The following is a 13,527-nucleotide window of genomic DNA, read 5'->3' as shown; positions in this document are numbered from 1 at the left end:
AAGTGCTTAGGCTGGGGATAGCTGTTTCTTTGGTTACTTTCTTTGCAGCAGCAAAGAAAGTGACTGCCGCCCCGCACAGGGGCAGTGCTAATAGACCGAAAAGAACCCGGGATCCGGCGACAAAATCCAAGCATTCGCGCGAACCCGCCACAGCCCACGCGCGAGAGCCGCTATCGCCACGCACCCGCCGAGTCCTCAAACATCCGCGAACTTACCAAACTCCAGCTTAGCGATAGCATTACGATGCACTTCGTCGGGCCCATCGGCGAGCCGCAACGTACGCGCCGCCGCATACGCATACGCCAGCGGAAAGTCATCGCTGACGCCGCCTGCGCCGTGCGCCTGGATCGCCCAGTCGATCACCTGACACGCGACGTTCGGCGCGACGACCTTGATCATCGCGATCTCGCCGCGCGCGCCCTTGTTGCCGACGGTGTCCATCATGTACGCAGCCTTGAGCGTCAGAAGCCGCGCCTGCTCGATCATGATGCGCGCCTCGGCGATACGCTCCTGCGTCACGCCATGATGCGCGATCGGCTTGCCAAACGCGACGCGTCCAAGCGTGCGCTTCGTCATCAGTTCTAGCGCGCGTTCCGCAAGTCCGATCAGGCGCATGCAATGATGAATGCGCCCCGGCCCGAGGCGCCCCTGCGCGATCTCGAAGCCGCGTCCTTCGCCCAGAAGCATGTTCGCCGCGGGCACGCGCACGTTATCGAGCGTGATGTCCATGTGGCCGTGCGGGGCGTCGTCGTAACCGAAGACGCTCAGCGGCCGATGCACCGTGATGCCGCTCGCGTCGGCGGGCACGAGAATCATCGACTGTTGCGCGTGTTTCGGCGCTTGCGTGTCGGTCTTGCCCATCACGATATACACCTTGCAGCGCGGATCGCCCGCGCCCGATGACCACCACTTGTGCCCGTCGATGACATAGCTGTCGCCGTCGCGCACGATGCTGCAACGAATGTTGGTCGCATCCGACGAAGCGACTTCCGGTTCGGTCATCAGAAACGCCGAGCGGATTTCGCCGCGCAACAGCGGTTCGAGCCATTGCGCCTTTTGCGCATCGGTGCCGTAGCGTTCGATGGTCTCCATGTTGCCCGTATCGGGCGCGCCGCAGTTGAACACTTCCGGCGCCCACGGCACACGGCCCATGATTTCGCAGAGCGGCGCGTATTCGAGATTCGTCAGGCCCGCGCCACGTTCCGATGCAGGCAGAAAGAGATTCCAGAGTCCTTCTGCGCGCGCCTTTTCCTTCAGTCCTTCGATCAGTCGCGTCGGAATCCACGCATTGCCCGCCGCGCGATTGGCCGCGATTTCGTCGGCGTAAGCGCGTTCGTTCGGATAGATGTGCGCATCGAAGAACGCGAGCAGCTTTTCGCGCAACGCTTGCACCTTGGGCGTGTAGTCGAAGTTCATGCCTTGTCTCCCTCGCTTTTATCGGCCGACTTTCTGCGCGTATTGCCACGCGAGTTCGGCCATCGGCCGCGCACGCTTGCCCGCATCGACGGCTTGTGCGCTCGCGGCCGTGCCATCGACGACGCGCTTCATGATGCCTTGCAGAATCGCGGCGATGCGGAACATGTTGTAGGCGAGATAGAAGTTCCAGTCGCCTTCGATCGTGAAGCCCGTCCGCTCGCAATAGCGCTTCACATAGGCGGCTTCATCGGGGATGCCGAGCGCGGCCCAGTCGAGCCCGGCGATGCCGCGAAACTGCGACGGATCGACATGCCACGCCATGCAGTGATACGCGAAATCGGCGAGCGGATCGCCGAGCGTCGAGAGTTCCCAGTCGAGCACGGCCAGCACGCGCGGCTCGCTCGGATGGAAGATCAGATTGTCGAGCCGATAGTCGCCGTGCACGACACTGACGCGCGCGCCTTGCGTCTGCGGAATGTGTCGCGGCAGCCATTCGATCAGGCGATCCATCGCATCGATCTTCTCGGTCTCCGACGCGACATACTGCTTGCTCCATCGTCCGATCTGCCGCTCGAAATAGTTGCCCGGCTTGCCGTAGCCCGACAGTCCGGCGGCTTCGATATCGACCGTATGGAGCGCTGCGATCACGCGGTTCGTTTCGTCGTAGGTCGCGGCGCGTTCGGCGGGCGTCATGCCGGGCAGCGACTGATCCCACAGCACGCGGCCCTGCACGAACTCCATCACATAGAACGCGCGGCCGATCACGCTTTCGTCCTCGCACAACGCGAGCATGCGCGCGACCGGGACGTCGGTGGCAGCGAGCGCGTCCATCACGCGATACTCGCGCTCGATCGCATGCGCGGACGGCAAAAGTTTCGCCACGGGTCCAGGCTTCGCGCGCATCACATAGATTTGCGCGGGCGTGACGAGCTTGAACGTCGGGTTCGACTGGCCGCCCGCGAACTGCTCGACGGTCAGCGGGCCGCCGAAGCCATCGACGTTCGCTGCGAGCCATGCCGAGAGGGCGTCGGTGTCGAAGCGCTGCTTGTCCTGCACCGGGCGCGTTCCTTCGAACGCGGAAAAATCGGAGTGCTTGTACTTTTCTTCGTCCTGCATCGTCTCCTCCGTTTTTGCGTCGCCATCACTTCATGTCGACGGCCTTGTAGCGTACGAACTGCGCATAGAGCAGTTCCATCGTCGTGTTGCGCACCTCGGCGTGCAGCGGCGAGGGCGGCGAATGATTGATCGCGTGCACGACCCAGTCGCTCGATTTGTCGCCGACGTCGAGTGCGTTGATGCAGCCCGTCGCCTGCGACAGATGCCCGAAGAACGCGCGCCCGCCAGCGGTGATCGCGTGCGAGAGCAGCGCGCGATTGACCCCGCCATGCAGCACGAGCAGCACCGTGTCCCACGAGCGATCATCGCGCAGGCGCGCAACCGCGGGCAGCGCGCGATCGAGCAACTCACCGATCGTCTCGCCGCCGAGAAATTGTGTTTCTTCCGGCACGACGCCATCGAATACCGAAAGAAACGCGCGCTCGATGTCCGATGTCGTGAGGTCCTTGAGCTTGCCGCCGCGAATTTCCTGCCACTCGGGCCAGATTTCCGGCTCGATCGATTGACCCGTTTCCGCCAGCACGCGCCGCGCCGTTTCCACCGTGCGCGGCAATCCGCTCACGATCACGCGATCGAAGCGAATCTTTTGCGCGGCGAACTCGCGGCCCGCGGCGCTCGCTTCCTCGCGTCCCTGTTCGTTGAGCGGAACGCTTTCGGGATCGATCGCGCGGCCGCTGCCGTCGAAATAAGTGACGTCGCCATGACGCATCAGAAAGATGCGGCGGCGCTTCGGCAATTCGTACTGTGCCATGAGCTTAGCGATAATTCGGCTGACGCTTTTCGAGGAACGCGGTGATGCCTTCGAGCGCATCGCCGTGATGGAGCGCATCGACGAAGCTGTCGCGTTCCATGTCGAGATGCGCGGCGAGCGGCTGCACGTCGGCGGCGCTGATCAGCGACTTGATGCGCGCCATCGCTTTCGGCGACACGCTGCCGAGATCGTCGGCCCATGCGATGGCCGCATCGAGCGCGATGCCTTTCTTCGTCAGCCGGTTCACGACGCCGACTTCATGCAGACGCGCGGCGCCGATCGGTTTCGCTTCGAGCAGCACTTCGCTTGCGAGCGTGCGCGGCAGCGCGCGCGACAGGAACCACGATGCGCCGCCGTCGGGCGTGAGGCCGACGCGCGCATACGACATGACGAACCTGGCGTCATCGGCGGCGACGATCAGATCGCACGCGAGCGCAAGCGAAAAGCCAGCGCCCGCGGCCGCGCCTTCGACGGCTGCGATCACCGGTTTCGTCGATGCGCGCAACGCGCTGATCCATTCCGCCAGCAAGTCGATGCTCGCGCCTTGCACCGACGGATCCTGCGCACGATTTTCCAGCAGGCGATTCAGGTTGCCGCCCGCGCAGAAGAAATTGTCGGCGCCGGTCAGCACGATCGCGCGCACGGTGTTGTCGCGCTCCGCCGTGTTCAGCGCCTCAATGCCGGCGGCGTACATGTCCGGATGCAGCGCGTTGCGCGCGCCGGGATTGGACAACTTGAGCACGAGCGTGGTGTCGCTGCCCGCGGGACGGTCTGTCAGTAATTCGGCGCTCATCTGAGCTCCTCGATATGGGTAAGCGAAAGTCCGAGCTGCGCCCGCCGCGTGAGCCAGGGCGCCGGCCGGTAGCGCGGGTCGCCGAGTACGGCGTGGATGTTGCGCAGGATGGTGAGGATGGTCGTCGCGCCGATGGCGTCGCCAAGTGCGAGCGGGCCGCGCGGATAACCGAGGCCGAGCGTCACCGCGAGGTCGATGTCCCCGGGCGTCGCGATGCCTTGCTGCGCGATATCGCAGCCGATGTTCACGATCGTCGCCACCACGCGCTGCGCGACGAAGCCGGTCGAATCGCGGATCACGGTGACGGGCACGCCGTCGAAGGAGAAGAGGGCGTGCGCGGCGTCGCGCATGGCGGGCGAGGTCGCGGGCGTCGTCATGATCGTGCGGCGCGCGACGGTGTCGAGCGGGAAGAGCGTATCGACGGCGACGACGCGCGTCGCGTCGAGATGTTCGTTGACGGCGGCGGTCGTCGCATCGAGGCCGAGCGGCGTCACGATGATGAGCGATCCCGGCTCGGGCGTGTGGCCCGCGTCGATATGCACGGAGCAATCGCATTTGGCGATCAGCTTCAGCACCTCCTCGCGACCGGCGTGCGACGCGCGGCTGATCCAGACGTGCGTCGGCAGTTGCGTGGGCGCGGCGGGTTCCGGCGGCACGTCCTGCTTGCCATCGACATATCGATAAAACCCCTCGCCCGCCTTGCGCCCGATGAGACCGCCCGCGAGCCGCGTGCCGGTGATCGGCGACGGCTTGAAGCGCGGCTCTTCATAGAACTGGTGATAGATCGATTCCATCACCGGATGCGAGACGTCGAGCGCGGTGAGATCGAGCAGTTCGAACGGCCCGAGACGAAAGCCCGCCTGCTCGCGCATGATGCGGTCGATATCCGCGAAGCTCGCGATGCCTTCGCTCGCCACGCGCAGGCCTTCGGTGTTCATGCCGCGCCCGGCATGATTGACGATGAAGCCCGGCATGTCCTTCGCGCGCACCGGCGTGTGGCCCATGCGGCGCGCGAGGTCCATCAGGGCGTCGCCGGCGCGCGGGTCGCCGCGCAGGCCGTCGATCACTTCCACGACACGCATCAGCGGCACCGGATTAAAGAAGTGAAAGCCCGCGACGCGCTCCGGATGCGCGCAGCCGGCGGCGATCGCGGTGATCGACAGCGACGAGGTATTCGACGCGAGAATGCAATGCGCGCCGACCACCGCTTCGAGCTCGCGGAACAATTCGCGCTTGATGTCGAGATTCTCGACGATCGCCTCGACGATGGCGTCGCAATCGGCCAGTTCGCTCGCGTCGCCCGCATCGCGGATACGCGCGAGCGCGGCGTGCGCGTCGGCTTCCTTGAGCTTGCCCTTGGCGGTGAGCTTCGCGAACGTCTCCGACAGATACGCGCGCGCGGCGGCGAGCGCTTGCGGATTCGTATCGTAGACATGCACGTTCAGTCCGCCGAGGGCCGCGATCTGCGCGATGCCGCGCCCCCTCGCGCCGCGGCCGACGAGACCGAGCGTCTCGATCCTGTAGTCGTGCTGGCTCATGATGCGGTTCTGCTCCTCGGAGATGGGAACGCGCGTGGCGTCGGGTTCGATGCGGTTCGGCGCTCGCGCCGTCGCTCAGAGTCGGGCGAGACGTTCGAGCGCGAGCGCGAGCGTTTCTTCCTTTTTCGCGAAGCAAAAGCGCACGACGCCCGATTCATGGCTCTCGTGATAGAACGCCGACACGGGAATCGCGGCCACGCCGATCTCGCTCGTGAGCCACTGCGCGAATTCGCCTTCGGGCATGTCGCTGATCTTCGAATAATCGACGCACTGGAAGTATGCGCCGTCGCAAGGCAGCAGCGAGAAGCGCGTGTCCGACAATCCCGCGCGGAAAAAGTCGCGCTTCTTCTGATAGAACGCGGGCAGTTCCAGATACGGCTTCGGATCTTCGAGATAGTGCGCGAGACCGATCTGCATCGGCGTATTCACCGTGAACACGTTGAACTGGTGCACCTTGCGGAATTCGGCGGTGAGCGCGGCAGGCGCTGCGACGTAGCCCACTTTCCAGCCGGTCACGTGAAAGGTCTTGCCGAAGCTCGACACGACGAAGCTGCGTTTGGCCAGTTCCGGATAGCGCGAGACGCTTTCGTGCGGCGCGCCGTCGTAGACCATGTGCTCGTAGACTTCGTCGGAGACGATCAGCACGTTGGTGTCGCGCACGATCTCTTCGAGCTTTTTCATGTCGTCGGCGCGCCATACGCGGCCGGTCGGATTGTGCGGCGTGTTGATCATCAGCAGCCGCGTTTTCGGCGTGATCGCGGCGGCGATCTTGTCGAAGGGCAGCGCGTAATCGGGCGCTTCGAGCGACACGAACACCGGCTTGCCGCCCGCGAGCTCGATCGACGGCACGTAGCTGTCGTACATCGGCTCGATGACGATGACTTCATCGCCCGGATGCACGCAGCAGAGTATGGCCGTGAGCAGCGCCTGCGTGGCGCCGGCGGTCACGGTGATCTCCGTGTCCGGGTCGTAGGCGCGGCCGTAGAGCGCGTCGATCTTGCGCGCGATCGCGTGGCGCAAGGGCGCGGCGCCCGCCATCGGCGGATATTGATTGTGGCCGTCGCGCATTGCGCCGGCGACCGCATCGACGATGCGCGGATCGCAGTCGAAATCGGGGAAACCCTGACCGAGATTCACCGCGCCTTTTTGCGTCGCGAGCGCGCTCATCACGGTGAAGATGGTCGTGCCCACATTGGGCAGACGCGACGGGAAGGAAAGCTCGGGCGGTGTCGGCGGCAATTCGTGCGTGGCGTTCATGATGATGTGGACGTGGAATAGGGCTCGCGACTATTTTAAGACAGCATCAGCCGATGGCCGCCTGTGCTTCCAGTTCGAGCACGAAGGGTTTCGGTTCGGCGATGCGAAAGGCGAAGTCGCGCGCGATGCGGCGCGCGAGCTTCAGCACCGCGCGATCCTTCGAGACCAGCCACTGCGCGCCCGACGCGTGCGCGAGTTCGAGAAACTTCTGGTCATCGCGGTCGCGGCATTTGGGCAGCGGACGCTCGTCTTCTTCGATGCTCGCGGCGACGAGCGTCGACAGGCGCGCGACGGTCGCGAGCGCGGCGGTCTTGTCGACTTCCATGCGCACGAACTGCGGATAGTCGAGCACGCGCGTGAGTTCGCGCAGGCAGCGTTCGTCGATTAGCGCTTCGAGCGTGCGGGCTTCGAGGGCCGCGTGAATCGGGCGGGTGGCGGCGTCGTCGAATACGAGGATGTCGATCCACACATTCGAATCGAGCACCACGCGCGTCGGCGACGGCAGCGGCGCGGCGGAATTGTCCATTCGATACAATCAGGGGTTTATGCCAACGATCGCCGGCGGGGTGCCGGCGAGCCTCCATGATAATCGTTCTCTCTCCCGCCAAATCGCTCGACTACGAGACGCCGGCTCATATCAAAAAGCACACGCTGCCGCAATTCGTCGATGACGCCGCCGAGTTGATCGACGGGCTGCGCGAACTTTCGCCGCAGCAGATCGGCGGCATGATGGGCATTTCGGACCAACTCGCGGCGCTGAATTTCCAGCGTTACGCGGAATGGTCGAAGACTTTCGATGCGCACAATTCCAAGCAGGCGGTGCTCGCGTTCAACGGCGACGTGTACGAAGGCTTCGCCGCGAAGACGCTCTCCGCGGGCGATCTCGACTTCGCGCAGAACCATGTGCGCGTGTTGTCGGGGCTGTACGGTTTGCTGCGGCCGCTCGATCTGTTGCAGCCGTATCGTCTGGAAATGGGCACGAAATTCCCGAACGCGCGCGGCAAGGATCTGTACGCGTTCTGGGGCGAACGCATCACGGCGGCGCTCAACGAACAGCTGAAAAAGCAGCGCGGCGCGCGTGTGCTGGTGAATTGCGCGTCGGGGGAATATTTCAAGTCGGTCAGGCCGAAGCTGCTCGCGGCGCCTGTCATCTCGCCGGTCTTCGAGGACTGGAAGGGCGGACGCTACAAGATCATCAGTTTTCACGCGAAGCGCGCACGCGGTCTGATGGCGCGCTATGCGGTCGAGAACCGCGTCGACGAGCCGGAAGCGCTCAAGAGCTTCGACAGCGAAGGCTACAAGTTCGACGCGAAGGCGTCGAACGACACGACATACGTATTTCGTCGCCGCATCGGGGATTGAGACCCGCGCGGCAAGCACGCAAGGAAACGCAGATGACACTCTTCATTTCAAGCAATTTCGACGCGGGCGCGATCGAAGTCCTCAACGCCGACGATCCCGAGGACATTCGGCTGCGCATCCGTCCCGATTCGCATGCCGATTTCGCGCAGTGGTTCTACTTTCGCGTGTCCGGCGCGCGTGGCGAGCGTCTCGTGATGACCTTCGAGAACGCGGCGCAGTGCGCGTTCCCGGAAGGCTGGCGCGACTACGAGGCGGTCGCGAGTTATGACCGTGTGAACTGGTTCCGCGTATCGACGGAATACGACGGCAAGGTGATGAAGATCGATCACACGCCGGACTTCGATCGTATCTATTACGCGTACTTCGAGCCGTACAGCGAAGAGCGCCACTCGGAATTTCTCGGCGCGGTTCAACAGATGCCGCTCGCGACGCTGACCGAACTCGGCAGTTCGGTGCAGGGCCGCCCGATGTCGGTGCTCTCGCTCGGCATCCCGGACTTCGGGGACGCCGAGCCGAAGAAGAAAGTCTGGATCATCGCGCGTCAGCATCCGGGCGAGACGATGGCGGAATGGTTCGTCGAAGGGCTCGTGAAGCGCCTCGCGGGCTTCGGCGACTGGGCGGGCGATCCGGTTGCGCGCTCGCTCTTCGAGCGGGCCATCTTCCATATCGTGCCGAACATGAATCCCGACGGCAGCGTGCTCGGCAACCTGCGCACCAACGCGGCGGGCGCGAACCTGAATCGCGAATGGATGGAGCCGAGTGCGGAACGCAGCCCGGAAGTGCTCGCCGTGCGCGAGGCCATCGCGGAAACGGGCTGCGACCTGTTCTTCGATATCCACGGCGACGAAGCGATTCCCTATGTGTTCGTCGCGGGATCGGAGATGCTGCCGGGCTTCACGCCGCAGCAGGCGAAGGAGCAGAAGGCGTTCGTCGAGTTCTTCAAGCAGGCGAGCCCGGATTTCCAGGACGTGTACGGCTATGAGTCGAGCAAGTATCAGACGGATGCGCTGAAGCTCGCGTCGAAGTACATCGGCAACGAGTACAAGTGCTTGTCGCTCACGCTGGAGATGCCGTTCAAGGACAACGCGAATCTGCCGGATGACAGCGTCGGCTGGAGTGGCGCGCGTAGTGCGGCGCTCGGCGCGTCGATGCTGCAGGCCATCCTGTGGCATCTGCAGTCTTCCGGCGCCTGACGCCGGCGCCTAACCGCTGATGTAAGAAGGGCGTGGCCACTTCGTGTGGCCACGCCCTTTTTTGTCGTGTCTTCGTCGCGGGGAAGGTATCGGCTAGTGCTTCTTGGTCGTCTTCTTCGTCGACTTGGCCGAAGACTTCGACGTGCTCTTCGTCTTGCCCGTAGTCGCCTTGTTCTTCGTGCCGTGTTTGCCCTTCGTACTGTGGGTCGAGCGCGGTTCGGCACGTGGACGCAACGCCGGCACCGGATCGTTCCAGCCGAAAGCGAGCATCTGGCTGCCGACATAACCGCAGCGGAACTTGAGCGGAGTGGGATCGCGCTCACCGTCCTTCGGCATGCCTTGACCTTCGACGGTCACCACGTTGTCCACCTTGATTCGCTGCTTCTTCTCGTCGAACGAATCGTTCCACGGCTCGATCGCGGAATGGGAGGCATCGAACGAGTCGGGCGGAAATTCGACGTGATCGAAAGCCGAAGACGTGCTGGCGATGAAGTTGCCATGCGCGGCGCAATCCGCGACGAGCGGGTTGGCCTTGAAGTCGGTGACGAAGTGGTGAATCAGTTCGTTGCGCTCGTCGAGCGAATCGGCAAAAGCGGAGACCGCGCATGCGAGCGATGCGCATACCGCCATCCGGCCGACGAGCCGCAGGAGCCGGCGCGGTGCGTAGTTACTTTCCATCAAGTCTGGCGCTAAGAAGACACGGGCAAGTAAGATGCGCCGTGTGGGGAAGGAGTTCAATCTTATCGTACTTTGCACGCGTGCCCATCGCCCGGAATCCGATATCCGAGCAATGAGATTGCACGAGGCGGGTAAGATTCGCGAGAGACTTAGACGCGCGGACCGCGGTCGAGGCGATAGCGGCGCACGTCATACGTGGTGATCCACGCAGGTTTGTACACGGCGATCAGGATGGTAAGCAGGCCGGTGAAGAGCGCCTCGCCGACGCCCAGCAGCAGCGAGCCTCGCGTGAACGCCGGAGGTACGACGAACCGGCCGCTGGCGAGCGCCATCTCGAGCAGCACGGTGGCGCCACATGCCGCCGCCACCGCAGCGGCCGAAGTGACGAAGCCGTGCCCGGTGATGAAAGTGAAGAGATTGCGCGGCAACCAGGCATTGCTCAAACGCTGCAACAGGGTCGAGACCGCGACGGGCAGTGCGCCGAAGAGAAGATAGGTGGTCGCTACCGAGAGCCACGAGGCATCGAGAACGACCGCGGCGAGGCCCGTGGTCGCAGCAGTTCCGATCAGCGCGAGCCGCCAGTCGAACAACGTGACCATCAGCGTCGCGCCCAAGAGATGAATGACGGGTCCGTCATCGAACCATGCGTTGCACGCCCAAAGCACCGAGACCGCGACGATGATACCGAGCCACACGTTTTGCAGCGTCGCATCCTGCAGACGAGCGAACGGTCGCTGCAGCAGCCCGAGCGCGAGCACGCCCGCGGCTGCGATCCAGCTGCCGACGGTAAGCCAAAGCGGTAGCGGTGTGTAGAAGAACCCCATGCCTTGCATATTACTCGTTGCGCGTAAAACGTGTGCGCAAAGGACGAACCCGTTTGCCTGGTTTGTTGCTAGAACGTCGACTCAGGCTCGGCGGCCATGGGAAGCGCAGCCGCGTCGTTGTCGAGAAGCGACGGATAACGCGTCCGTGGCCGGCGCAACGGAATCGCGCCTGGCTGCCCCGCGACGACACGCGCGGATCTCTCGCTTCCAATGCGCAGAATTTCAAGGTGCGAGTTCTGCACGCCGTTGTAGATCGCGACCGCGGCGGCCCGATTTGTCGCGCCCAGTTGCTGGAAGATACTTGCAAGGTGGATCTTCACCGTGCCTTCGCTGATACCGAGCGTCTTCGCGATCATCTTGTTCGTGCTGCCCATGTGGACGCAGCGCATGATCTGCTGCTGTCGGGGCGACAGAGCCGGATGGTGGCGGATTTTGAGCGGCAGTTTGGCGATATCCCGAGCGCGGCGGGCGGTGAGCTCGAGCGTCAGTTCCGGGTCGACCACGTCGGGCGGAATGTAGTGGCCGCCGACGAGCACCATCTCAAGCGCGCGAAGGATAAGGATCGGGTCGAGCGCGCGTGGGATCACGCCCATTGCGCCGACACTTATCAGCGCATAGACGAGCGCGGCACCGCAGCGGTCGACCATGATGGCTGCGGGCACGCGGGGCGCTTCGTCGAGCAGGAGCTGCAGGTCGCCGGTACGCATGTCGGGCGCCCAGTCGATCACGATCATGTCGGGTTCGGAGCGTTTCAAGGCGGAACGGGCTTGTCTCCAGTCCTTCGCCTCGGTGAATTGCGCCTGGCGCGCAACGCGGCGCAGCAATGTTTTAAGGCCCGCCCGGCGCTCGGCGTCGGAACCAATAATGTTGATTATCATGCTTTACCTCGTGTCAATACACCCGTTGCCCCTCGGCTCCGGGACTCGACGCCGGATTACATTTCGGCGTCAGTGGCTATATTGACAAATTTAAGCTGATTCGGCCCCCTATCCGAATGGCATAGGCATAAATACACAAAAACCCCGCGCGAGGGCGGGGTTCGTCGTGGTTTGAAGGTGGCTCTCTTGCCGATTGTCAGTGGAAATGAGGCTGCGCCGGCTCTGCGTCCTCGGGCATCTCGGCATGAACGATCTCGCCGAGCGGATCGGCGTAGAGCGGCACACCGCAGTCGTCGCAGAACTCCGGCTCGAAGCGTCCCGCGTGACGCCGCACATCCGAGACGCCTGTTTTTTTGAGCAGCTCGACGATTTCCTCGACCGGGCCATCGGCGCCTTCAAGATCGGCCGCGTCGTCGTCCATCCCCGACTCTCCATTTTCGCGTCCGTAGAGCGGCCACACGACGCCGTAGATCACGTCGTTGCTGCCGCGGCGCGTGAAGCCGATGCGGTATTCGTCGATGCGCCGTTCGCCGAAGCCCGCGATAACCGCGCGTAAATCCTGAGGCGCGGTGCCGAGCGTGTCGAACAGATATCGGACTGCGGTGCGCACAGTGTGGGGACGGACCTGCTCGTCGGCGTCGCGACAGGCCGAGTAGTAGGCGTCGGGAAGCAGGCACTCGAATTCGCAGCCAGGCAAGATGGCGGCGAAGCTCGGCCCGCCTTGAGCGGCCCACTGCTCGAGGCATTGACCACGCTCGACGCGGCTGCCGTTTTCGTCTTCCTGCCAGCGGAAGAACGCCGCACCGGCCGGCACGACGACCAGAGCCAGCAGGAATCGCGGGTCGGCCAGAATCGGCGAGGTTTCGGGAAGATCGGACAGGTTCAGGCGCGCGGCGGTGCCGCTCAACACCGTTTGCAACAATTGTTGCGCGAGGCGTGCGGTATCCACGTGGTGTCGCGGTAACTGGTCGATGCTGTAGAGATAGGGCGCGACGGCGACGCGCGCGTCCGCCGCGAGGACATGCGCCTGCATTTGTGTGCGCAGGGCATCGACGGCATCGCCCTTGAGCGCCCCCGACGGGATCGCATAGCGCGTCCACGCGAGCACCGGCGCGGAAATGAGCAATGCTTCGTGGGGCGCGCCCTCGATGTCGATTCTGAATGACTCGCTGTGCGTCTCGGCCATATCGGCGAGCGCTCCGTAGGCGTCTGGATGATTCTGCTGGAGATGGTCGAGCGCGGCATCGAGCGTCGTCTGATTGCCGTTACGCACGAGCTTGGCGATGAGGGCGTCGAGGCGGGCTTCCCAGAACCTGTCCTCGACGCGGCTTCCGGACGCGAAGAGCGCGAGGGAGAGGCTGACGAGCTTGTCGGCATCCGGGGGGATACGTTTTGCGATTCGCGAGCGCATATAAGTACGAAAGTTAATTGGTGCGGTGAACCTTTGATTGTAGTCGCTCGGACGATGCTTTTAGCGTGCGCCGTAAAGGTCTGTCGATCTGTGGCAGGCGAGGGCGCTCAGAGCGGTCGAATTATTTTTTCGCATCTCACTTGCGGAGGAGGCATTCACTCACTAGAATTCCGTTCCTTCGCGATTCGATGAACGCGAAGGAAGCGGGAGTAGGCGGTATCGGTGGTGTGCTCGGGATGGGTTGTAGAAGGTTCTGAGCGCGGTTGGCAAGAAGAGAAAACGCTTCGAATCTTGTTGACACGAACCGAAA

Annotated in this window: 13 protein-coding genes; 2 read left to right on the top strand and 11 right to left on the bottom strand. The window is 63.6% G+C overall.

The window, feature by feature from the left end; translation table 11 throughout:
* Positions 1-195 precede the first annotated feature (195 nt).
* From QCE73_RS08510 to QCE73_RS08480, 7 genes are all read right to left on the bottom strand, one after another.
* Positions 196-1,416 carry an acyl-CoA dehydrogenase family protein gene (locus QCE73_RS08510; RefSeq protein ID WP_309880700.1) on the bottom strand — a complete coding sequence of 407 codons (1,221 nt, stop codon included), beginning with the start codon at positions 1,414-1,416 and terminating at the stop codon, positions 196-198.
* Positions 1,417-1,434: 18 nt separating this feature from the next.
* Positions 1,435-2,532 (bottom strand): phosphotransferase, encoded by a 1,098-nt coding sequence (locus tag QCE73_RS08505; protein ID WP_309880698.1) that lies wholly within the window; start codon positions 2,530-2,532, stop codon positions 1,435-1,437.
* A 25-nt stretch (positions 2,533-2,557) separates the two neighbouring features.
* Complete coding sequence (locus QCE73_RS08500; RefSeq protein WP_309880697.1) at positions 2,558-3,283, bottom strand: histidine phosphatase family protein; 726 nt, start codon at positions 3,281-3,283, stop codon at positions 2,558-2,560.
* Positions 3,284-3,287: 4 nt separating this feature from the next.
* The gene (locus QCE73_RS08495) at positions 3,288-4,076 is read right to left on the bottom strand and encodes an oxepin-CoA hydrolase, alternative type (protein ID WP_029672511.1); all 789 of its coding nucleotides are present in this window, start codon (positions 4,074-4,076) and stop codon (positions 3,288-3,290) included.
* Positions 4,073-5,614 (bottom strand): 3-hydroxyacyl-CoA dehydrogenase, encoded by a 1,542-nt coding sequence (locus tag QCE73_RS08490; protein WP_309880694.1) that lies wholly within the window; start codon positions 5,612-5,614, stop codon positions 4,073-4,075. The genes QCE73_RS08495 and QCE73_RS08490 overlap by 4 nt, the downstream gene beginning before the upstream one ends.
* Before the next feature lie 75 nt (positions 5,615-5,689).
* Positions 5,690-6,871 carry a pyridoxal phosphate-dependent aminotransferase gene (locus tag QCE73_RS08485; protein WP_309880691.1) on the bottom strand — a complete coding sequence of 394 codons (1,182 nt, stop codon included), beginning with the start codon at positions 6,869-6,871 and terminating at the stop codon, positions 5,690-5,692.
* A gap of 46 nt (positions 6,872-6,917) precedes the next feature.
* Positions 6,918-7,397: a putative toxin-antitoxin system toxin component, PIN family gene (locus tag QCE73_RS08480; RefSeq protein WP_309880689.1), complete on the bottom strand. Its 480-nt coding sequence runs from the start codon at positions 7,395-7,397 to the stop codon at positions 6,918-6,920.
* A gap of 56 nt (positions 7,398-7,453) precedes the next feature.
* On the opposite strand from QCE73_RS08480, the gene yaaA reads away from it, so the two are divergent.
* The gene (yaaA, locus tag QCE73_RS08475; RefSeq protein ID WP_035502971.1) at positions 7,454-8,233 is read left to right on the top strand and encodes a peroxide stress protein YaaA; all 780 of its coding nucleotides are present in this window, start codon (positions 7,454-7,456) and stop codon (positions 8,231-8,233) included.
* A gap of 32 nt (positions 8,234-8,265) precedes the next feature.
* The gene (locus QCE73_RS08470; RefSeq protein WP_309880685.1) at positions 8,266-9,426 is read left to right on the top strand and encodes a M14-type cytosolic carboxypeptidase; all 1,161 of its coding nucleotides are present in this window, start codon (positions 8,266-8,268) and stop codon (positions 9,424-9,426) included.
* Positions 9,427-9,519: 93 nt separating this feature from the next.
* On the opposite strand, the gene QCE73_RS08465 is transcribed toward QCE73_RS08470, so the two are convergent.
* From QCE73_RS08465 to QCE73_RS08450, 4 genes are all read right to left on the bottom strand, one after another.
* Entirely contained in the window at positions 9,520-10,104 is a 585-nt protein-coding gene (locus QCE73_RS08465) for a BspC domain-containing protein (protein WP_309880684.1), read from the bottom strand.
* 149 nt (positions 10,105-10,253) lie between these two features.
* A complete protein-coding gene (locus QCE73_RS08460) occupies positions 10,254-10,928 on the bottom strand; it encodes an energy-coupling factor ABC transporter permease (RefSeq protein WP_035503106.1) in 675 nt (224 codons plus the stop codon).
* Between the two features lie 68 nt (positions 10,929-10,996).
* A complete protein-coding gene (locus tag QCE73_RS08455; RefSeq protein WP_309880680.1) occupies positions 10,997-11,806 on the bottom strand; it encodes a response regulator transcription factor in 810 nt (269 codons plus the stop codon).
* Positions 11,807-12,002: 196 nt separating this feature from the next.
* Positions 12,003-13,217, bottom strand: a complete 1,215-nt coding sequence (locus tag QCE73_RS08450; RefSeq protein WP_309880678.1) for a DUF2863 family protein — start codon at positions 13,215-13,217, stop codon at positions 12,003-12,005.
* Positions 13,218-13,527 lie beyond the last annotated feature (310 nt).

Source organism: Caballeronia sp. LZ029, assembly GCF_031451275.1.
GTDB lineage: Bacteria > Pseudomonadota > Gammaproteobacteria > Burkholderiales > Burkholderiaceae > Caballeronia > Caballeronia jiangsuensis.
The sequence above is the reverse complement of the archived record's forward strand: the minus strand, read 5'-3'. Positions and strand labels throughout refer to the sequence as shown.